Source organism: Cupriavidus sp. 10L43_2 (assembly GCF_056395265.1).
In genome coordinates, this window is the sequence record NZ_JBFTJE010000001.1 from 269,876 (window position 1) to 289,497 (window position 19,622).

The following is a 19,622-nucleotide window of genomic DNA, read 5'->3' on the forward strand; positions in this document are numbered from 1 at the left end:
CGATCGCCGTATCGGCCACATCGGCGCCACATTCGTCTATCCTCATGGGTCCTGATTTAACAGGCCCCGAAGAGGAGACACAATGCTTCACCATTCCCGTCCGCTGCGGCGCGCTGCCGTCGCGCTCGCTTGTCTTGCCACGCTCTCCACGACCACCGCCGCCCTCGCCGCCGGCCCCGACCGCTTCGCGGTGCCGGGGCTGGAGAAGCCGGCCAGCATCCTGATCGACAAATGGGGCGTGCCCCATATCTACGCCGGCACGCTCTACGACGCCTTCTACGCGCAGGGCTTCATGGCCGCGCGCGACCGCCTCTGGCAGATCGACCTCTGGCGCAAACGCGGGCTGGGCGAGATGGCCAAGGACTTCGGGCCGGCCTATGTCGAAGGCGACCGCATGGCGCGCGCGGTGCTGTTCCGGGGCGATATGTACCGGGAGTGGCTGGCCTACGGCTCCGACGCCAAGCGCGTGGCCGAGGCCTTCGTGGCCGGCGTGAACGCCTACGTGGCGCAGACGGAAGCCAACCCGGCACTGCTGCCGCCCGAGTTCCGCGTGCTGAACTACAAGCCGGCGCTGTGGCGTGCCGAAGACATCGTGCGGATTCGCCACCACGGCCTGACGCTCAATTTCACGGGCGAGATCGACCGCGCGGCGGTGTTCTGCGAGGGCAAGGCCAACGGGGTGCGCGCCGACTGGGTGCGCCGCGAACTCGATCCGCCGGTCGAGCCGAAGCTGCCCGAGGGGCTGGACCCCTGCGCGCTGCCGGTGGCCGAGCTGAAACAGGCCTACGCGCTGGCCACGGCCGCGCCGCGCTTTCCGAAGGAGTGGTGGACACCGGGCGCCAGCAAGGCTGCGGCCGCAGGGGCCGGGAACGTGCCGGTCGACCAGCTCTATGCGATGGTCGATGCGTCGAGTGACACCGGGCGCAGCCTGGGCTCGAACAACTGGGTCATCGCCGGCAGCCGCACCACCACGGGCCGGCCGATCCTCGCCAATGACCCGCACCGCGCGCACGGCGCCCCGAGCCTGCGCTACATCAGCCACCTGAACGCGCCGGGCCTGTCCGTGATCGGCGCCGGCGAGCCGTTCCTGCCGGGCATCTCGATCGGCCATAACGGCACCATCGCCTTCGGCCTGACCCGGTTCTACATGGACCAGGAAGACCTCTACGTCTACGAGACCAACCCGGGCCAGGCGCGCGAGTATCGCTACAAGGGCCGCTGGGAGCCGATGGAAACCGTCACCGAGCAGATCGCGGTGCGCGGGGAGGCCACGCCGCGCACGGTGACCATCGACTACACGCGCCACGGCCCGGTGCTCTACGCCGACGCCAAGACCCAGCGCGCCTGGGTGCTGCGCGCCGCGTGGCTGGACTACGGCATGGCGCCGTATTTCGGGTCGATGGACTACATGCGCGCGCGCAACTGGGACCAGTTCCGTGCGGCGATGAACCGCTGGGGTGCGCCGGGCGAGAATCAGGTCTACGCGGACACCTCGGGCAATATCGGCTGGATTCCGGGCGGGTTGACCGTGAACCGGCCCAACTGGGACGGCCTGACGCCGGTGCCCGGCGATGGCCGCTACGAGTGGGCCGGCTATCGCAACATGGACGAACTGCCGTGGGCGTATAACCCGACGCCGGGCTACGTGGTCACCGCCAACGAGAACAACATCCCGGCCAACCATCCGGCCGCGAAGATCGGTGTGGGCTATGAGTGGAGCGACAGTTCGCGCGCCCAGCGGCTCAAGGCGGTGGTGGGGGCCAAGTCGCGCAGTTCGGTGGCGGACTCGATGGCGTGGCAGAACGACACGGTGTCCCTGCCGGCCCAGCGCGTGGTGGCGCTGCTCAAGCCGCTCAACAGCCCGGACGCGCAGGTCCAGCGCGGGCTGGACCTGCTGCGCAACTGGGACGGCAACGAACGCGCCAACAGCGCGGCGGCGGCGCTGTTCGAGGTCTGGTTCAGCAAGCACCTGCGCACGGCCATCGTGCGCGGGGCGCTCTCGCCGGAGGCGGCCAAGCTGGTGGGCGCGGGCGATGCCACCCGGGTGATCGCGGTGATGGAGCAGCCCGACACCTGGATGACCGTCGAGCGCCGCAACGAGATCATGTTCGCCACACTGAAATCGGCCATGGCCGAGGTGGAGAAGGCGCTCGGGCCGGACCCGGCGGCGTGGCAGTGGGGCAAGCTGCACACCGCCGTGTTCAACCATCCGCTCAACGCCCTTCTCGACCCCGCCCAGCGCCAGCAGTACGACGTGAACGCGGGGCCGATCGGTGGATCGTCGTTCACGCCGATGAACACCAGCTATCGCAACAATGACTTCCAGCTGACCGCCGGGGCCTCGTTCCGGATGGTGCTGGACGTGGGCAACTGGGACGCCTCGCGCGCGGTGAACACGCCGGGGCAGTCGGGCAATCCGGCCAGCCCCCACTACCGCGATCTGGCGCCGCTGTGGGCCAAGGGGGAATACTTCCCGCTGGTCTACACGCGCAAGGCGGTGGAAAAGGCGACCACCGAGCGCGTGGAACTGGTGCCGCGCTGAGCGGCGGGCTGCCCGAGGGGCAACCTCGGGCCAACCTGACGACAACCTCAGGCCGGCGGCCGTTCCTGGCTGAATGCCGCCAGCTCGCGTGCCAGGCTCTGCGCTGCGAGTTCGACCAGCGCGCGGCCCCGTTCGCGCGTGGCCAGCCCCGGGTTGGAGCCCAGCCGGCCGTCAGGGAAGCGGGCGCGGAAGTCCAGCGCATCGCGGATCGGGCCGGACGGGGCGATGGGCGGCGCGTAGTCCGCCGTCTTCACCGACTCCGGGAAGGCCCATTGCGTGATGGCGATCTCGGAGGGCGTGGCGTGCGCGCCATGCCCGGTCGGGAACTGGTCGCGCGCCAGTTCGCCCACGCCTTCCAGATCCCACCAGTTGGCGAGTTTCAGCGCGAAGCCGGCCGGGCGCCGCGCGAAGCTGGCTTCCGCGTACAGCTCCGAGAACGCCGCCTCGATCGAGGCCACATTCCCGCCGTGCCCGTTCAGGAACAGGATCTTCTCGAAACCGTGCAGGGCGAGGGAGCGTACCCAGTCGCCAATCGCGGCGATGAACGTCGACGGGCGCAGCGAGATCGTGCCCGCAAAGGCCAGGTGATGCTGGGCCATGCCGATATTGAAGGTCGGGGCGATCAGGATGTCGGCCGATTTCTCCGCCTCCCGCGCGATGATCTCGGGACACAGCCAGTCGGTGCCCAGCAGGCCGGTCGGGCCGTGCTGCTCGTTGGAGCCGATCGGCACGACGATCGTGCGGCTGCGCTGGAGGAACGATTCGATTTCGGCCCAGGTGGACATGTGCAGTTGCATGGGAATCCTCTTATGGGTGGCTACCGGTGGGCCGGCAGCTTGTTGGTGATGACGATCAGGGCGGCAAGGACAGGCAGCGAAGCCATGACCAGCACGCCGAGGTGCAGGTTGCCGGTGGCGGTCTTCGCCCAGCCGATGATGGCCGGACCCCAAAAGCCGCCGGACAGCCCGATGGTGTTGATCAGCGCGATGCCGCCCGCGGCCGCCGGCCCCTTGAGATAGGCGGGCGGAATCGCCCAGAAGACCGTGTAGGTCATCCACAGCGCCGTGGTGCCCAGCGTCAGCAGCGCCAGCGTCAGGAACAGGTGGCCATCCGCCAGCGTCGAGGCCGCCAGCAGCACGCCGCCGGCCAGCGCGGGCACCGCGCAGTGGAAGCGCCGCTCGTTCTTGCGGTCCGAGCGCCGGCCCATGTAATACATCCCGAAGGCCGCGCCGATATAGGGCACCGCCGCGTACCAGCCGAGCTGCACGGTGTCCGTCACGCCCTGCGCCTTGATCAGGGTGGGCAGCCAGAAGCTGATGGCGTAGATCGCCGCGATGATGCAGAAGTAGGCGAAGGCCAGCACATAGATGCGCTTGTCGCGCGCCACGGCCCGGAACGAGTGGCTGTGGGCGGCGCCGACATGGCCGAGATCGGCCTCCAGCATGCGGCGCTCCTGATCGGTCAGCCAGGTGGCCTCGGACGGCTTGTTCGGCACCAGCTTCAGCGCCAGCAGGCCCAGCACCACGCAGGGCAGGCCCTCCACCAGGAACATCCATTGCCAGCCGGCGAGGTTGCCGGCGCCGGCGAGCGAGGTCATCAGCCACGCCGAGGCCGGCGCGCCGAGAATGCCGCCGATCGGCCCGGCCAGGAAGACGATGGCGATGGCCCGCGCCATGCGCTGCGGCCCGTACCAGCACGACAGGTAATAGATCATCCCCGGTGCGAAGCCTGCTTCGAAGATGCCGAGCAGGAAGCGCATGGCGTAGAACATCGGCACATCGCGCACGAACAGCATGCAGGCCGAGGTAATGCCCCACAGCACCAGGATGCGGCTGAAGGTCTTGCGCGCGCCAATGCGCGGCAGCATCAGGTTGCTCGGGATCTCGAACAGCACGTAGCCGATGAAGAAGATGCCCGCGCCCACGCCGTAGGCCGCGTCCGAGAAGCCCAGGTCGCTCTGCATCTGGAGCTTGGCGAAGCCGATATTGACGCGGTCCAGGTAGGCGAACAGGTAGCAGATCAGCAGAAAGGGCAGCAATCGCCAGTTGATCTTGCTGTACAGCGCGGACGTGTCGTCGACTGCACTTTCTTGGGGGATGGCTAGCATTGCTTGTCTCCAGTCTGTCTCTGTTCTCTCTACGGGTGCCCTGCGTGGGGTCTCTCGATAGTGGCAGCGGCGCGCCCACCTACCAACAGCAACAAAGTTCACGTATCGTTGCCCCTCAGGCAACGCAAGGGATACGGCGAGATGCGCGAGATCAATCAGCAGCGGTTGCGGTACTTCCGGGAGGTGATGGCGCACGGGACGATCCGGGGTGCGGCGGAGCACCTCAACACGTCACCGTCGGTTATCACCCGGCAGATCCGGCTGCTGGAGGACGAACTGGGGTCGACGCTGTTCGAGCGCCAGCCGCGCGGGCTGCGGCCCACGGAGGCGGCGGCGCATCTGCTCGAGTTCTGGCGCGGCTATCGCTCGCACCAGGAGAAGCTGGAGGATCAGCTCCACGCCTTGCAGGGGCTCCAGCAGGGCGAGGTGCGGCTGGTCATCAGCGAGGGGTTTGCCGATGCGCTGGTCAACGAGGTGCTGGCGCCGTTCTGCGCGCGCTATCCGAAGCTCGAGATCCACATGGTCAGCCTGCCCGTGGACGACGTGCTGAACGAGGTGGCCGAGAGCCGCGCCCATATCGGCCTGGCCTACAACCCACCGCCGCACCCGCGCGTGGAATACCGCGCCAGCGTGGCCCAGCCGGTGGTGCTGCTGGTGCGGCGCGATCACCCGCTGGCGCTGCGTGGCGGCCCGGCGAGCATCGCCGACATGCAGGCCTACCCGCTGGCGCTGATGCCGCCGTCGTTCGGCATCGGCCATGCGGCCAAGATGCTGGAGTTCGCCGAGAACATCTCGATCCACGCCACGCTGACCACCAACTCGCTGCCGGCGCTCAAGCAGATCGTGGCGTACGAGAACTTCATGACGCTGATCGGCGAGTTCGCGGCCTACCGGGAGATCGCGGCCGGGCAACTGGCCGTGGTGCCCATCGACCATCCGCTGTTCCGGGGCACGCAGGCCCGGGTGCTGGTCAAGGCCGGCCGGCCGCTGCCGGGCGCGGCGCTGGCGCTACTGGCGCAGATCACGGATGGGATGTCGATGTTCCGGGGACATGCGTCGCATGACGCATAAGCCACACGGGATCTCAAAAACGTTCAGATCGGATCCGGCGGCCGGCGGCATATAGTGGTGAGGCCACTCCCGGCATGACCGGACAAGGAGTCTCGCATGGCCAAATTTTCCGTCCCCGCTACGCTGCGCCGCGCCGCGTGGCTGACCCTTCCCGCGTGCTGCGTCGCGCTCTCCGCCCTCTCGGGCGTGGCCCACGCGCAGCTCGGCGACATGATGAAGTCGGCCCCCACCGGGGCGATCGGCGACATCAGCGGGATGTCGATGTCATCGCTCACCGCCGGCAGCGCCGGCAACGCCGCCGGGGTGATCGAATATTGCATGAAGAACAACTACCTCAACGCCGACTCGGCAACTTCGGCGGTGAAGGACAAGCTGCTGGGCTCCGTGCCGGGCGGCACCAAGGACGCCGGCTACAGCGACGGCTCGCGCGGCGTGCTTTCCACCAGCAACGGCCGGCAACTCGACCTCAGCAACACGGCCGCCATGAAGGCCGAGGTCAAGAAGCAGGTCTGCGACAAGATCCTCGCGCAGGGCAAGTCGATGCTGTGAGGCGGAGCGGGCCCGCCCGGTCTTACTTCAGTTGCTGGATGCGGATCATGTTGCCGGCCGGGTCGCGCACGCCCAGGTCGCGCACGCCGTAGGGCTGGTCGGTCGGCTCCTGGACGATCTCGGCGTCCCAGTCCTGCAGGCGCTGGAAGGCGGCGTCGAGGTCCGTCGCGCCAAGCAGCAGCATGGCGTAGGTGCCCTTGGCCATCATTTCGGCGATGGTGCGCTTTTCGTCGTCGGTGACGCCCGGCGTGGCGTTGGGCGGAAACAGGACGATGGAGGTCTCGGGTTTGCCCTTCGGGCCGACCGTGATCCAGCGGTTGCCGCCGAAGGCGACGTCCTTGCGGATTTCGAAGTCGAGCGCGTCCCGGTAGAAGGCCAGCGAGGTTTCCGGGTCGGTGTGGGGCAGGAAGGCCGAGTGAATGCTGAGGTCCATGAGGGGTTTCCGTTTCCGTGTTGGGGTCCAGGCAGTCTAGGCCGGCTGCTTTTTCGGCGCTTCTCGATTCCTGATCGGTCGCGTGACCTGCCGGGCGACGCAGGGCGGCATGCCCTCGGTCTCGCCGGCGGCCTCGCGCCGGTAGCGGCTCGGCGAGACCCCGACCAGTTCGGTGAACCGGGTGCTGAAGGTGCCCAGCGATGAACATCCCACCTCGAAGCAGACCTCGGTGACGCTGAGGTCGCCCCGGCGCAGCAGCGCCATCGCGCGTTCGATGCGCCGCGTCATCAGGTAGGCATAGACGGATTCGCCATAGGCCAGCCGGAACTGGCGGCTGAGGTGGCCCGCCGACATGTGGACACCCTGCGCGAGCGCCTCGACGTCCAGCGGCTGGGCATACTCGCGGTCGATGCGGTCGCGTACGCGGCGCAGGCGGGCGAGGTCCCGGAGAGTGGTATCGGAGGGAATATTGGCGGCGACGGGCATCGGGCCATGCTGCCATGCCCGCCGGGGGGATTCAACCCGGCATCACTTGCCGTCCCCGCGGATGGCCGCCTCGATCTTGGCGATGTCGATCTTCTTCATCGTCATCATCGCGTTAAACGCCCGTTTGGCCAGCGCCTTGTCCGGGCTGGTGACGGCCTCGACCAGCACGCGCGGCGAGATCTGCCACGACAGGCCCCATTTGTCCTTGCACCAGCCACAGGCGCTCTCCTGCCCGCCATTGCCGACGATGGCGTTCCACAGGCGGTCGGTTTCGGCCTGGTCGTCCGTGGCGATCTGGAAGGAGAAGGACTCGTTGTGCTGGAAGTGCGGGCCGCCGTTCAGGCCGACGCAGGGAATGCCGGCGACGGTGAACTCGACGGTGAGCACATCGCCCTCCTTGCCGTCCGGATAGTCGCCCGGCGAGCGGTGGACGGCGCCCACCGCGCTGTCGGGGAAGGTCTTGGCATAGAAATTGGCGGCATCGAGCGCGTCGCGGTTGTACCACAGGCAAATGGTGTTCTTACTGCTCATGCGGGTCTCCTTTGGGGTTCGACCAACACCTCGGTGCGCGCCGCAGCACGGGCGCCGTTGGCCTCGCTCCATTGTATGACCGCATCCCCCTCAGGCAAAAACCTCCGCCTCCCGCAGCGCCTTGCCGCCCGCGTCCTTCGCCGCGAGCAGTGGCTCGCCCTGGAGCGGCCAGTCGATGTGGAGCGTGCTGTCGCGCCAGAGCAGGGAGCGCTCGTGCTCGGGGTACCAGGTGTCCGTGGTCTTGTAGAGGAACTCGGCATAGTCCGAGGTGACCACGAAGCCGTGCGCGAAGCCTTCGGGCACCCAGAGCTGGCGCTTGTTGGTGGCCGAGAGCGTCACGCCCACCCACTTGCCGAAGGTGGGCGAGCTGCGGCGCAGGTCCACCGCCACATCGAATACCTCCCCCATCACCACGCGTACCAGCTTGCCCTGCGGATGGCGCACCTGGTAGTGCAGCCCCCGCAGGACGTTGCGTGCCGAGCGCGAATGGTTGTCCTGGACGAAGTTGGTCTTCACCCCGGTCAGGGCCTCGAACTCGGGGCCGTTGAAGCTCTCGTAGAAGAAACCGCGATCGTCGCCGAACACTTTTGGTTCGATGACCAGCACGTCGGGAATATCGGTTCGGGTCACGTTCATGGTCATGGGGGGCTCCAGGCTGACAGGCGGAAAGGCTCACAGGCGGAAAGGCTTACGGGCGCAGTTGGTCCAGCAGCAGGTGCAGCCCCTCCTGCCAGTCGGGCAGGTGGATGCCGAACGTGCGGCGCAGCTTGCTGGTATCGAGGCGCGAATTTGCCGGGCGCGGCGCCGGCAGCGGATAGTCGGTGGCGGGAATGGGGGCGATGCGTGCCGGGTCCGCCTTCAGCGGGAAGCCATGCGCGGCGGCGTAGCGGATCACTTCCGTGGCGTAGCCGTGCCAGCTGGTTTCCCCGGCGGCGGCCAGATGGTAGATGCCGGCCGGGAACGCCGCACGGTTGCCGGCCAGCCAGTGGCGGGCCACGACCTGCGCGGTGACATCGGCGACGAGCGCGGCGGTGGTCGGGGCGCCGAACTGGTCCGCCACCACGCGCAGGCTGTCGCGCTCGGCGCCGAGCCGCAGCATGGTGCGGGCGAAATTGGCGCCATGCGCACCGGCCACCCAGCAGGTCCGCAGGATCAGCGCCGGCGCGTCCACGGCAGCGATGGCCTGCTCCCCGGCGAGCTTGCTCCGGCCGTAGACCGACAGCGGGCCGGTCGGGTCGCTCTCTATATAGTAAGCACCGGCTTTTGCCCCATCGAACACATAGTCGGTCGAGTAGTGCACCAGCAGGCTGCCGTGCGCGCGGGCCGCTTCCGCCAGCACGCCGACGGCCTTGCCGTTGATCAGGAAGGCGGTGTCGCGCTCGGTCTCCGCCTCCGCCCGGTCCACGGCGGTGTAGGCGGCAGCGTTGACGATCACGTCGGGGCGGACTTCGCGCACCACGCGCCGGAGTTGGTCGAGGTCCGACAGGTCGCAGCCGGCGCGGTCCAGCGCCACCACGCGGCCCAGCGGCGCCAGGCTGCGGCGCAGCTCGAAGCCGACCTGGCCGTTGCTGCCGGTGACCAGCAGGGTGGGGATCTCCCGATCATTGGGGGCGTCAGGCGGCATATTGCCTCGCCATCCAGTTGCGGTACTCGCCCGAGGTCACGTCCTTGACCCAGCCGGGGTTGTCCAGATACCACTGCACGGTCTTGCGCAGGCCGGTTTCGAAGGTCTCGGCGGGCCGCCAGCCCAGTTCGCGCTCCAGCTTGCGGGCGTCGATGGCGTAGCGGCGGTCGTGGCCGGGGCGGTCGCCGATAAAGCTGATCTGCTGGCGGTAGGAGCCGCTCGCCTTCGGGCGCAGCGCGTCGAGCAGGTCGCAGAGCGTGTGCACCACGTCCAGGTTGGTCTTCTCGTTCCAGCCGCCGATGTTGTAGGTCTCGCCGACCTTGCCGCGCGCCAGCACCGTGCGGATGGCGGTGCAGTGGTCACCCACGTAGAGCCAGTCGCGCACGTTGAGGCCGTCGCCGTAGACCGGCAGCGCCTTGCCGGACAGCGCGTTGGTGATCATCAGCGGGATCAGCTTCTCGGGGAAGTGGTAGGGGCCGTAGTTGTTCGAGCAGTTCGTGGTCAGCACCGGCAGCCCGTAGGTGTGGTGGTAGGACCGGACGAGGTGGTCCGACGCCGCCTTGGAGGCCGAGTAGGGGCTATTGGGCTGGTAGGCCGTGGTCTCCGAGAACGGCGGGTCGTCGGCGCCCAGCGAGCCGAATACCTCGTCGGTGGAGACGTGCAGGAAGCGGAAGTGGTCGGCATCGGCCGCATTCATCCGTCCCCAATAGGCCCGGGCGGCTTCCAGCAGCGTGAAGGTGCCGACCACATTGGTCTGGATGAAGGCGCCCGGGTCGGCGATGGAGCGGTCCACGTGGCTCTCCGCCGCGAAGTGCACCACGGCCTGGGGCCGGTGGGTGGCCAGCAGCGCGTCCAGCGCGGCCCGGTCGCAGATATCGGTCTGGGAGAAGACGTGGCGGGACTGGCCCCCCTCGACGTCAACGGCGGCCAGGCTGCGCCGGTTGCCCGCGTAGGTCAGCTTGTCGACGTTGACGATGCGGTCGGCGCCATGCCGGCGCAGCCAGTCGAGCACGAAGTTGCTGCCGATGAAGCCGGCGCCGCCGGTAACGAGGAGGGTTGCCATCGTAGTTCGCCTGTCTGCTATCGCCCGACGATCCGCTTGGCCAGCGCCTTGGCGTACGGGGGCGTCATGCCATGCAGGATGTCTCGCGCGGTGATGGTGAAGCGCTCGCCCGGCCGGGCGTGGAAGCGCGTGGTGTGTTCCTCGGAGGCCTGGTCCGGGCGGCCGTTGGTGTAGTAATAGAGCGCGATCGAGCGCCGCGTGACCCCGGGCGGGCAGGCCAGCGGCACCGGGTGGCCGTGCCACGAGCACTCGTTGGTGCTGAAGACCACCAGCCGGTTGCCGATGGGCGAGATGTTCTGCACGCAGTGCTGGACTTCCTCGTCCCATAGCTGGAGATGGCCGGCCCAGTTGTCGTCCCACTCGTCATTCAGGTACAGCAGCACGTTGAGGCGCCGGTCCAGCTTCCATTCGAGGTGGTAGTTGTAGTCGATATGGAGCCCGAGGCGGCCGCCCGGCAGCGTCTGGTGCAGCCCGCCGCCGTGCAGGTGGGGGTCCGGCACCAGCCCCTGGATGCCCGAAAGCTGCTCCAGGAAGCGGATGAAGCCGGGACTGTTGAACTCGACGATCAGGGACCGCAGCGCGGGCGGAATCGCGTAGAAGTCCTGGATCTGGAGCTTCAGGTTCTCGGCGGCGGAGCGGAAGGTGAACCACACCTTCTCGTCGGCGCTGGGGAAGGCGGCGCTGGCCTCGCGGTAGATGCCGTCGTCCAGGAAGTTATCGATACAGACATGCGGAAACGGCGCGGCGGCACTGTACGACTCAGAAAGCTCGCGCGAGATCCAGTCCAGCTTTGCAACATCCAGCAGATCTTGGTGCATGACTCTTGCCTCCTCCTGTGGCTAGGCTGCGTCTGGCAGCGCGGTCTTGTCGAGATTGCGGTACGCGGTGGGGGACAGCTCGAAGCGCTTTCGGAAGATCTTGGCCAGGCGGTCGCCGTTGCCCATGCCGCAGCGGCGGGCGATCTTGTCCACCGGCAGGTCGGTTTCCTTGAGCAGCCGGCAGATCATCTCCAGCCGGGCGCGGATCAGGTATTCGGAGGGGGTCATGCCCAGCGCGCACTTGAAGCGGCGCAGGTAGTTGCGCTCGCTCATGGCGGCGATGCGGGCGGCGTCGGCCACGGAGATCTCTTCCGCGTAGTGCGCGGTGATCCAGCGGGCCGAGGCGCGCACTTTCTCCAGCGCTTCGGAGGAGGCGGCGATGTCGGGGACGTCGTCGGGTTCGGGGGTTTCCTGGCGGGCCAGGGGGGTGTCGCGCTGCGGGGCCAGGCGGCGGGCCACTTCGGTCGCCATCACGAAACCGAGGTCGAACTCGATCTGTGCCAGCGCCATGTCGGCGGCCGAGGGCATCACGTCCGGCGCGGAGACGGCGCCATCGCGGCACCAGAACACGGACGACGTGACGTGGCTGATCCCGGCTACCTCGTCCACCTCGACAATCTTCTGGGGAATGGCGCGCGATACGCGGGGCTGGGCGGGCTGGGTGCGCTGGCCGCTCCGTGGGCTGCGCTCCAGTACGGAGGCGCTCACCTCGATCATGGCGTTCATCAGGCGGGCATCGCGCTCGCCGGACGGCTCGCGCTCGCTGCAGCCGATGAAGATGGCGTTGAAGCCACGCTGGCCCAGCACGTCCAGCCCCTGCGTCCAGACCCGCACCGAGGATGAGCAGGCGACGATGCCGCCCCGGTGGGACAGCAGGGACAACTGGTAGGCGGGTCGGCCGGTGCGCTGCAGGGCGATTTCGTTCGCCATGCGGAACGCCTCGGCAATGATGCCGGCGGTCAGCAGGGAGCAGCCATCGAACAGCATCAGGCCGATGCGCAGGATCTCGCGCTGGCCGGTCATCGGGATCGGGCCGATGGTGCGCATCGGCGTTGGCGACTCGACAAGGTATTCCATAGCCACTTGCTCCCCTGATGTCGAATAAGAAAACCGCATCTGCTGCGTTGCATCATAACGAATATAACCTGGCGGGAAAATCCGGCTGGCCGATAACTGCGCGATGTTGGCGGAACATGACGTGTACGCCGTCGCATAAAGGAGAATAAGCGGCGCCGCCGCCATCCGATGTTTCCAAGGTGAATCACTATTTTCATTTGAATGCGCGGAAACGCACGAAGCGCTGTCGCCGAATAGCCGCAATCCCTTGTGTGCACGGGCTTAGGGCATTGCGATGAACTAAATACATGCATCGCCGCATATTGGTGCGGGATATTGTAAATATGCCGTGCCGATTCATCATTTTGATATTCGGCCAGTGTTTTGTCTGATCAAAGTGGAGGCTTAATTACTTTCAAAAGTGTTACGCCTTCATTATTCGGACAAAGATTCTGCATTTTCCGCCGCGCGGTCAAATCTGCTTTTTCGGGCATCTATGCTTCGCTGCAACAAACGGCCTTTCGCCAGTTGCAGCCCCCCGGACAGGAGCAGACATGCGTACTACGGACACCACGATCGAATCCACGGACCTCATCACGGACACCGCGGATATCGCGATAGCGGCGCCCGCCGTACGCACGCGGCTCGCCGCAGTGGTGCTCGCCGGCGGCTCGGGCACCCGGCTCTGGCCCCTCTCGCGCAAGCACTTTCCCAAGCAACTGATCGACGTCCTTGGCGGTGACACGCTGCTCCAGACCACTGCGCGCCGGCTGGCCGGGCTGGTGGAGGGGGGCGGTGCGATGGGTGAGATGGCGCCGATCATCGTCTGTGGCGAAGCGCACCGCTTCATGACCGCCCAGCAGCTGACCGAAGCCGGCGTGGTGGCGCGCATCGTGGTGGAGCCGACCGGGCGCAACACCGCTCCGGCCCTGACCCTGGCCGCGCTGCTTGCCTGCGCGGAGGGCGACGACTGCATTCTCGTGGCCATGCCGGCCGACCATGTGATCGCGGACAACGCCGCCTTCCAGCAGGCCGTGCTGCGCGCAGCGGGGTTTGCCGAGCAGGGCGCGATGGTCACGCTCGGCGTGCCGCCGACGCGCGCCGATACCGGGTTTGGCTACATCCGACTGGGCGCGTCGCTCGACGATGCCGCGCGCCGGATCGACGCCTTCGTGGAAAAGCCCGCCGCCGAACTGGCGGCGCAGTACGTGGCCTCGGGCGAGTACTGGTGGAACAGCGGCATCTTCGTGGTGCGCGCCAGCACCTGGCTGCGCACGCTGCAACAGCTCCAGCCGGCCATGCACGCGGCCTGCGCGGACGCCTTCGCCACCGGCCGCAGCGACGGCGCGGTGTTCCATCCCCATGCAGCGGCGTTCGCGGCGGTGCCGTCGGACTCCATCGACTACGCGGTGATGGAGCAACTCGCGCGCGCCGATGGCGTGCCGGGCGTGGTCGTGCCGCTGGACGCCGGCTGGTCCGACCTCGGCTCCTGGGACGCCGTGTGGGACGCCATCGACAAGGATGGCGAAGGCAACGCCGCCCGGGGCCGCGTGCTGTTCGAGGGCGCCACCTCCTGCTACGCCCATTCCGAGGGCCGCTTGGTCGCGTGCGTGGGCACCACCAACGTGATCGTGGTGGAGACCGCCGACGCCGTGCTCGTGGTGGACCGCTCCCATGTGCAGGGCGTGAAGGGGCTGGTCGAGCGGATCGCGCGCCAGCAGGGCACCGAGGCGGACTCCCACCGCAAGGTGCAGCGGCCCTGGGGCTGCTACGACTCGCTCGACACCGGCGAGCGCTTCCAGGTGAAGCACATCGTGGTCCGGCCGGGCGCCAAGCTCTCGCTGCAGCTGCACCACCATCGCGCCGAACACTGGACCGTGGTGCGCGGCACCGCGCTCGTCACCCGTGGCGAAGAGCAGTTCCTGCTCAGCGAAAACGAATCCACCTACATCCCGATCGGCACCACGCATCGGCTCGAGAACCCCGGAAAGCTGCCGCTCGAGATCATCGAAGTGCAGTCCGGCGCCTATCTCGGCGAAGACGACATCGTGCGCATCGAGGACACCTACGGGCGCTGCGCCTAGACCCCCTGACCACCTGAAAACAGTCGCCGCGCGGCCGCCCAGCCGGCCGACGCGCGCCTCCTGGAGACATCGATCGCACGTTAACCCTGGCCACGGGAGAGTCGCCATGTTCCAAGCTTTCAAATCGCTGTTCACCGAGTCCGGCGTCGCCACCCGCCGCCTGACGCCCCCCGTGCCCGGCGGCGCGGGCAGTGCCGGGAGGACGGGCGAGTTGCCCGGCGCCATGGCGACCTTTGTGCCGCCTGCGCTCGATGGCCCGGCGGACATGTCGATGCGGCTGCCGCCCGCGCTGGGGCTGGGCGTCAAGCGCGCCTTCGACGCGGCGGCCGCGCTCACCCTGTTGCTGCTGCTCTCGCCGCTGATGCTGACGGTGGCGCTGATCGTGATGAAGGATGGCGGCCCCTGCCTGTTCGGCCATACGCGCATCGGCGCCAACGGCCGCAAGTTCAAGTGCCTGAAGTTCCGTTCGATGGTGATGAACGCCGACGCGGTGCTGAAGGAGCTGCTGGCCTCGGACCCCGTGGCGCGTGCCGAGTGGGAGCGCGATTTCAAGCTGCGAGACGACGTGCGCATTACCCGGCTGGGCCGCTTTATCCGCCGCACCAGCATCGACGAACTGCCGCAGCTATGGAACGTGGTGCGCGGGGACATGAGCCTGGTCGGCCCGCGCCCCGTGGTGGAGAAGGAGCTGGAGCGCTACGGCGACGCAGCGGCCTACTACCTGCGCGTGCTGCCCGGCATCACCGGCCCGTGGCAGGTCAGCGGTCGCAACGAGACCGACTACGGCACGCGCATTTCGCTCGACGTGGCCTACGTGCGCAACTGGACGTTCGTGGGGGACATCGTGATTCTGTTCAAGACCGTCGGAGTCGTCCTGCATGGCCGTGGCGCGTACTGACATACACAAAAACGACCCTCGCCCGCGCGGGCGGGGGCGATACGGGAGAACGGCATGAATTCGCCTCAGATCTTTCACGCAGGCCACGACATGCCGGGGCGGCACTTTGCCCGCTCGATGAACATCCGCACGACGATCCTGGCCTCGCGCTGGCTGATCGCCGGCACCACCGCGCTGTGCCTGCTCGGGGGCGTGGCCTACGCGCTGTTTACCCGGCCGGTGTACCGCTCGGACCTGTTGATCCAGGTGGAGCCGAGCGCCTCCGAGTCGCGCTCCCCCTCCGGCGACGTGCGGCCGATGCAGGAGCTGAAGCCGGACACCACCTCGGAAATCCAGGTGCTGAACTCGCGCATGGTCGTGTCGCGGGCGGTGGAGACGCTGAAGCTGTATATCGATGCCGCGCCGCGCTACGTGCCGGTGATCGGCTGGTGGCTGGCCGCGCGCACGGACGGGCTGTCCCAGCCGCTGCCGGGTGGCTACGTGCATGGCGCGGAGCGCATCGACGTGGCCCGCTTCGATGTGCCGGCCGGCTGGCAGGGCAAGACCTTCGTGATGACGCTGGGGAGGAACGGGTCCTACGTGCTCACGCTGTCGCAGATGTGGGGCGAGCCGCTGCTGACGCTGCGCGGCAAGGTCGGCGTGCCGCTGCACGCGGACACCGCGCGCGGGCCGGTGGACCTGCTGGTGAAGACCGCCGACGGGGAGCCCGGCGCCACCTTCACGATCAAGCGCTACTCGGAGATCGCCACCACGGAATGGCTGCAACGCTCGCTGTCGATCTCGGAGCGCGGCAAGCAGTCGAGCATCATCGGCGTGGCGCTCGATAGCGTCGATCCGGTGCGCGCCAGCCAGATCCTGAACGTGGTGGGTACCGAGTATGTCGAGCAGAACGTGCGGCGGCGCTCCGAAGAGGCGGACAAGTCGATCCGTTTCCTGGACGAGCAGCTGCCGCAGCTCAAGCAGCAGGTGGAGGAATCGGAGAGCGCCTACAACGCCTATCGGGCCAAGGAAGGTGCCGTGGATACCAGCGAGGAGGCGCGCACGCTGCTGGAGCAGGCCGTCACCATGGAAACCCGCCAGCTCGACCTGAAGGAGAAGCGCCGGGAACTGATCACGCGCTATACGGACGAGCACCGCTACGTGCGCGCGCTGGACGCCCAGCTGCAGGAGGGTGCCGCCGCGCTGGCGATCAACCAGGCGCGCACGCGCAACCTGCCGCTGATCGAGCAGACGCTGTTGCAGCGCCAGCGCAAGATGAAGGTGGACACCGAGTTGTACACCAATCGCCTGAACGCCCGTCAGCAACTGGCGCTGGTGCGCGCCGGCAAGGTGGCGAACGTGCGGCTGATCGACCCCGCCACGCCGCCCGAGACGCCGTTCATGCCGCGCCGGGGCGTGGCCGTGGGTGGCTCGCTGCTGGCGGGCCTGTTCGCCGGGCTGGTGCTGGCCACGTTCCGGCGCCGCATGGCCGGCGCCGTGCAAGACCGCGAGGAGATCGAGATCGCCACGGGCCTGCCCGTGTACGCCACCGTGCCGCGCAGCCGGCTGACCAGCGAGACCAAGCCCGCCCGGGCCAACTGGCCGCTCCGGCTGGCCAGCCCGGCGGAGCGCGCCGTGCTGCCCGATGCCGCCATCGAAAGCCTGCGCACCATCCGCACCACGCTGCACTTCGCCCTGAGCGAGGCGCCCAACCGCGTGGTGCTGATTACCGGGCCGACCGCCGGCATAGGCAAGTCCTTCGTCGCCGCCAACCTGGCGACGCTGGCGGGGGCCTCCAAGCGCCGCGTGCTGCTGATCGACGCGGACCTGCGCAACGGCGCGCTGCACCGGCGCTTTCACGTCGACCGGGGGCCCGGCCTGTCCGAGGTGGTGGCCGGCACGCACCGGCTGGAGGACGTGGTGCGCCGCGATGTCTCGTATGGGCTGGACCTGCTGTCCACCGGCCTGCACATGGCGGGGCCGAGCGAGCTGCTGCTCCAGCCGGAGCTGGCCGCGCTGATCGAGCGCGTGGCGGCCCAGTACGACATGGTGGTGCTTGACGGCCCGCCGCTGCTGCCCGTGGCGGACGCGCTGGTGCTGGGCCGCTTGGCCGGCACCGTGCTGATGGTGGCGCGCCACCGCGTGACCACGGTCGACCAGATCGACGAAAGCACGCGCCGGCTGGCCCAGGCCAATGTCGCCGTGCAGGGCGTGATCTTCAACGACTTCACCGGCACCCTGCATCGCTACAGCTATGCCTATGGCACCAACGCAGAGCCCCAAGCGCCCCGCCCGGCCACGCCGGGCTCCTCCCCAAGCGAGCCGTCATGACTTTCTCCCACAACAAGCGCATCACACTGGTCACTGTCACCTACGGGGACCGGCTCCACTACTGCGTGGAACTGCTGCGCCGCGCCTTCGACGAAGAGGGCGTGCGGCACGCCGTGGTGGTCAGCAACAACTCGGCATCGGACCTGAGCCTGCTCGAAGCGCGCTGGGGGCGCCGCATCACCGTGGTGCACCTGCCGACCAACACCGGCTCGGCCAATGGCTACGCGGTCGGCATCGAGACCGCGCTGCGCGGCGATACCGACTACCTCTGGCTGATGGATGACGACAACGCGCCGTGCCCCGGCGCGCTGGGCGTGCTCTGCCATCAGCTGGACGTGCTGACCCGCGAAACCGGCCGGGGCCGCGCGGCGGTGCTCGGCTTCCGGCCCGACCATCAGGGCGACATCGCCATGGGCGTGCCGGGCGCGCTGGCCTCGCCGCCGCGTTCGAGCTACTTCGGCTTCCACGTCGCCCGCATCCCCTACAAGATCTGGCGCCGCACGCCGTGGGGAAAACCGCGTCCGCGCGCGCTGCCTGCGGTGGTGTCGATGCCGTTCGCGCCGTATGGCGGCTTCCTGGCTCACCGGGACGTCTACACCGACCTCGGCCTGCCGGACCCGAATCTGGTGCTCTACGCGGACGACATCGAATACACCTGGCGGCTGACCGCCCGGGGCGGGCGCATCGCGCTGGTCACCGGCGCGCAGCTGGAGGATCTGGAGGGCTCCTGGAACGTCAAGCGCAACTGGAAGAACCACTTCGAGTGCCTGCTGCTGAGCGGCTCGGACTTCCGCGCGTACTACAGCAGCCGCAACCAGGCGTGGTTCGACAAGAACTACTGGTCCACGTCCGGTTTCACCTATCGGCTGAACCGGCTGGTGTTCCTGATCCTGCTGCGGTTCTACGGCAAGCGCCGCAGCGCGGCGGCGCGCCTCAGCCTGCTCGAACGCGCCATTGCCGATGGCGAGGCGAACCGCCTGGGCTTTCATGCCGATTATTCCCTGTAGTCGCTCCCCCACCGAGACCCCCATGCCGTCCCACCCGGAATCCGCGAGCCTGACCATCGTCATCTGCAACTACAACTACGCGCGGTTTCTGAGGGGGGCGATCGACTCGGCGCTGGCCCAGACCCAGACCGCGCCGGCGGTGAAGGTCATGGTCATCGACGATGGCTCGACGGACGGCTCGCGCGAGATCCTGCACGGCTACGGCGACCGCATCGAGGCCATCTGCCAGGCGAACGGCGGACAGGTTTCGGCCTACAACCACGCGCTGCGCCGCGTGACCACGCCCTACGTGATCTTTCTCGACGCCGACGATCTGCTGGAGCCGGACGCCGCCGCGACGGTGCTGGCCGCCTTCGCCGCCGGCGACTACGCCAAGGTGCAGTTCCGGCTGGAAGTGATGACCGGCGATGGCACGCTGACCGGCGTGCAGGTGCCGCAATCGAACGCCGTGGCCGACTGTGGCGCGCTGCTGCGGCAGGGCTGGCTCTACCCGTCGCCGCCGGGTTCCGGCAACGCCTATCGCGTGGAAGCTCTGCGCCGCATCTTTCCTGTGCCGGTGACCGCCGACAACATCCACGGCGCCGATTTCTATGCGATCTATGGCACCGCGCTGGTCGGCGACGTGTTCGCCATCGATCGGCCGCTTGGCCGCTACCGGGTGCACCGGCAGGACAACGGCGGGCTGTCGCTGGCCAATGCGGAAGACGCGCTGGCGGGCGCCCGGCAGTCCACCCGGCGCTGGGTGCTGCTGCGCGAGATTGCGCGCCAGCGGCTCGGCATCACGCTGCCGGCCGCGCCGCTCGACTTCGCGCTGGAGAAGGCGCTGTTCGCCACCGCGCTGTACGGGGCGCCGCTCGGGCAGCGCTGGCGCTGGTTCCTGCGCGAGTCCGGCCGCTACTTCCATACCGTCACCGCGAACCCGTACTGGAGCCTGCGCAAGAAGGTGGCGGTGTCCGGCCTGACGGCGCTCGCGCTGGTGCCGGTGAGGGCGGTCGGCGACCGTGCGATCCGCTATATCGCCAATCCGCTCGCGCGCAGCGGGG

General features: G+C 68.2%; 16 protein-coding genes and 2 pseudogenes. 8 read left to right on the forward strand and 10 right to left on the reverse strand.

Going from position 1 to position 19,622, the window contains the following annotated elements; translation table 11 throughout:
- The first annotated feature begins 82 nt into the window (after window positions 1-82).
- Complete coding sequence (locus AC1DEL_RS01160) at window positions 83-2,542, forward strand: penicillin acylase family protein (RefSeq protein ID WP_092293897.1); 2,460 nt, start codon at window positions 83-85, stop codon at window positions 2,540-2,542.
- Between the two features lie 47 nt (window positions 2,543-2,589).
- On the opposite strand, the gene AC1DEL_RS01165 is transcribed toward AC1DEL_RS01160, so the two are convergent.
- Window positions 2,590-3,339, reverse strand: coding sequence for a creatininase family protein (locus AC1DEL_RS01165; RefSeq protein WP_092293895.1), 750 nt, complete (start codon window positions 3,337-3,339; stop codon window positions 2,590-2,592).
- 20 nt (window positions 3,340-3,359) lie between these two features.
- Entirely contained in the window at window positions 3,360-4,649 is a 1,290-nt protein-coding gene (locus AC1DEL_RS01170; RefSeq protein ID WP_092293893.1) for an MFS transporter, read from the reverse strand.
- Between the two features lie 141 nt (window positions 4,650-4,790).
- Between AC1DEL_RS01170 and AC1DEL_RS01175 the strand changes: the two genes are divergently transcribed.
- Both AC1DEL_RS01175 and AC1DEL_RS01180 read left to right on the forward strand, forming a co-directional pair.
- Window positions 4,791-5,720 (forward strand): LysR family transcriptional regulator, encoded by a 930-nt coding sequence (locus tag AC1DEL_RS01175; RefSeq protein WP_092293890.1) that lies wholly within the window; start codon window positions 4,791-4,793, stop codon window positions 5,718-5,720.
- 96 nt (window positions 5,721-5,816) lie between these two features.
- Window positions 5,817-6,269: a DUF2501 domain-containing protein gene (locus AC1DEL_RS01180; RefSeq protein WP_454758092.1), complete on the forward strand. Its 453-nt coding sequence runs from the start codon at window positions 5,817-5,819 to the stop codon at window positions 6,267-6,269.
- Between the two features lie 22 nt (window positions 6,270-6,291).
- On the opposite strand, the gene AC1DEL_RS01185 is transcribed toward AC1DEL_RS01180, so the two are convergent.
- From AC1DEL_RS01185 to AC1DEL_RS01220, 8 genes are all read right to left on the reverse strand, one after another.
- Window positions 6,292-6,702 carry a VOC family protein gene (locus AC1DEL_RS01185; protein WP_092293886.1) on the reverse strand — a complete coding sequence of 137 codons (411 nt, stop codon included), beginning with the start codon at window positions 6,700-6,702 and terminating at the stop codon, window positions 6,292-6,294.
- A gap of 36 nt (window positions 6,703-6,738) precedes the next feature.
- Window positions 6,739-7,188, reverse strand: a complete 450-nt coding sequence (locus tag AC1DEL_RS01190; protein ID WP_092293884.1) for a helix-turn-helix transcriptional regulator — start codon at window positions 7,186-7,188, stop codon at window positions 6,739-6,741.
- A 42-nt stretch (window positions 7,189-7,230) separates the two neighbouring features.
- Entirely contained in the window at window positions 7,231-7,719 is a 489-nt protein-coding gene (locus tag AC1DEL_RS01195; protein ID WP_092293882.1) for a VOC family protein, read from the reverse strand.
- A gap of 90 nt (window positions 7,720-7,809) precedes the next feature.
- Entirely contained in the window at window positions 7,810-8,361 is a 552-nt protein-coding gene (gene rfbC, locus AC1DEL_RS01200) for a dTDP-4-dehydrorhamnose 3,5-epimerase (RefSeq protein WP_092293868.1), read from the reverse strand.
- A gap of 46 nt (window positions 8,362-8,407) precedes the next feature.
- The gene (rfbD, locus tag AC1DEL_RS01205; RefSeq protein WP_477110502.1) at window positions 8,408-9,343 is read right to left on the reverse strand and encodes a dTDP-4-dehydrorhamnose reductase; all 936 of its coding nucleotides are present in this window, start codon (window positions 9,341-9,343) and stop codon (window positions 8,408-8,410) included.
- On the reverse strand, window positions 9,333-10,406 hold the full coding sequence (rfbB, locus tag AC1DEL_RS01210; RefSeq protein WP_477125086.1) for a dTDP-glucose 4,6-dehydratase: 1,074 nt from the start codon (window positions 10,404-10,406) through the stop codon (window positions 9,333-9,335). The genes rfbD and rfbB overlap by 11 nt, the downstream gene beginning before the upstream one ends.
- A 17-nt stretch (window positions 10,407-10,423) precedes the next feature.
- Window positions 10,424-11,224: a 2OG-Fe(II) oxygenase gene (locus AC1DEL_RS01215; protein ID WP_092293862.1), complete on the reverse strand. Its 801-nt coding sequence runs from the start codon at window positions 11,222-11,224 to the stop codon at window positions 10,424-10,426.
- 21 nt (window positions 11,225-11,245) lie between these two features.
- Window positions 11,246-12,301 (reverse strand): GlxA family transcriptional regulator, encoded by a 1,056-nt coding sequence (locus tag AC1DEL_RS01220; protein ID WP_477125085.1) that lies wholly within the window; start codon window positions 12,299-12,301, stop codon window positions 11,246-11,248.
- Between the two features lie 533 nt (window positions 12,302-12,834).
- Here AC1DEL_RS01220 and AC1DEL_RS01225 point away from each other — a divergent pair.
- From AC1DEL_RS01225 to AC1DEL_RS01245, 5 genes and pseudogenes are all read left to right on the forward strand, one after another.
- Window positions 12,835-14,364 (forward strand): mannose-1-phosphate guanylyltransferase/mannose-6-phosphate isomerase, encoded by a 1,530-nt coding sequence (locus AC1DEL_RS01225; protein ID WP_477125084.1) that lies wholly within the window; start codon window positions 12,835-12,837, stop codon window positions 14,362-14,364.
- Between the two features lie 301 nt (window positions 14,365-14,665).
- Window positions 14,666-15,262: pseudogene (locus tag AC1DEL_RS01230) on the forward strand (sugar transferase); the annotation flags it as partial.
- Window positions 15,263-15,316: 54 nt separating this feature from the next.
- Window positions 15,317-17,572 (forward strand): GNVR domain-containing protein, encoded by a 2,256-nt coding sequence (locus AC1DEL_RS01235; protein ID WP_454758086.1) that lies wholly within the window; start codon window positions 15,317-15,319, stop codon window positions 17,570-17,572.
- A complete protein-coding gene (locus AC1DEL_RS01240) occupies window positions 17,569-18,579 on the forward strand; it encodes a glycosyltransferase (RefSeq protein ID WP_092293852.1) in 1,011 nt (336 codons plus the stop codon). Before AC1DEL_RS01235 ends, AC1DEL_RS01240 begins: the two co-directional genes overlap by 4 nt.
- Before the next feature lie 22 nt (window positions 18,580-18,601).
- Window positions 18,602-19,615 (forward strand): annotated as a pseudogene (locus tag AC1DEL_RS01245) (glycosyltransferase family A protein); the annotation flags it as partial.
- Between the last annotated feature and the right edge of the window lie 7 nt (window positions 19,616-19,622).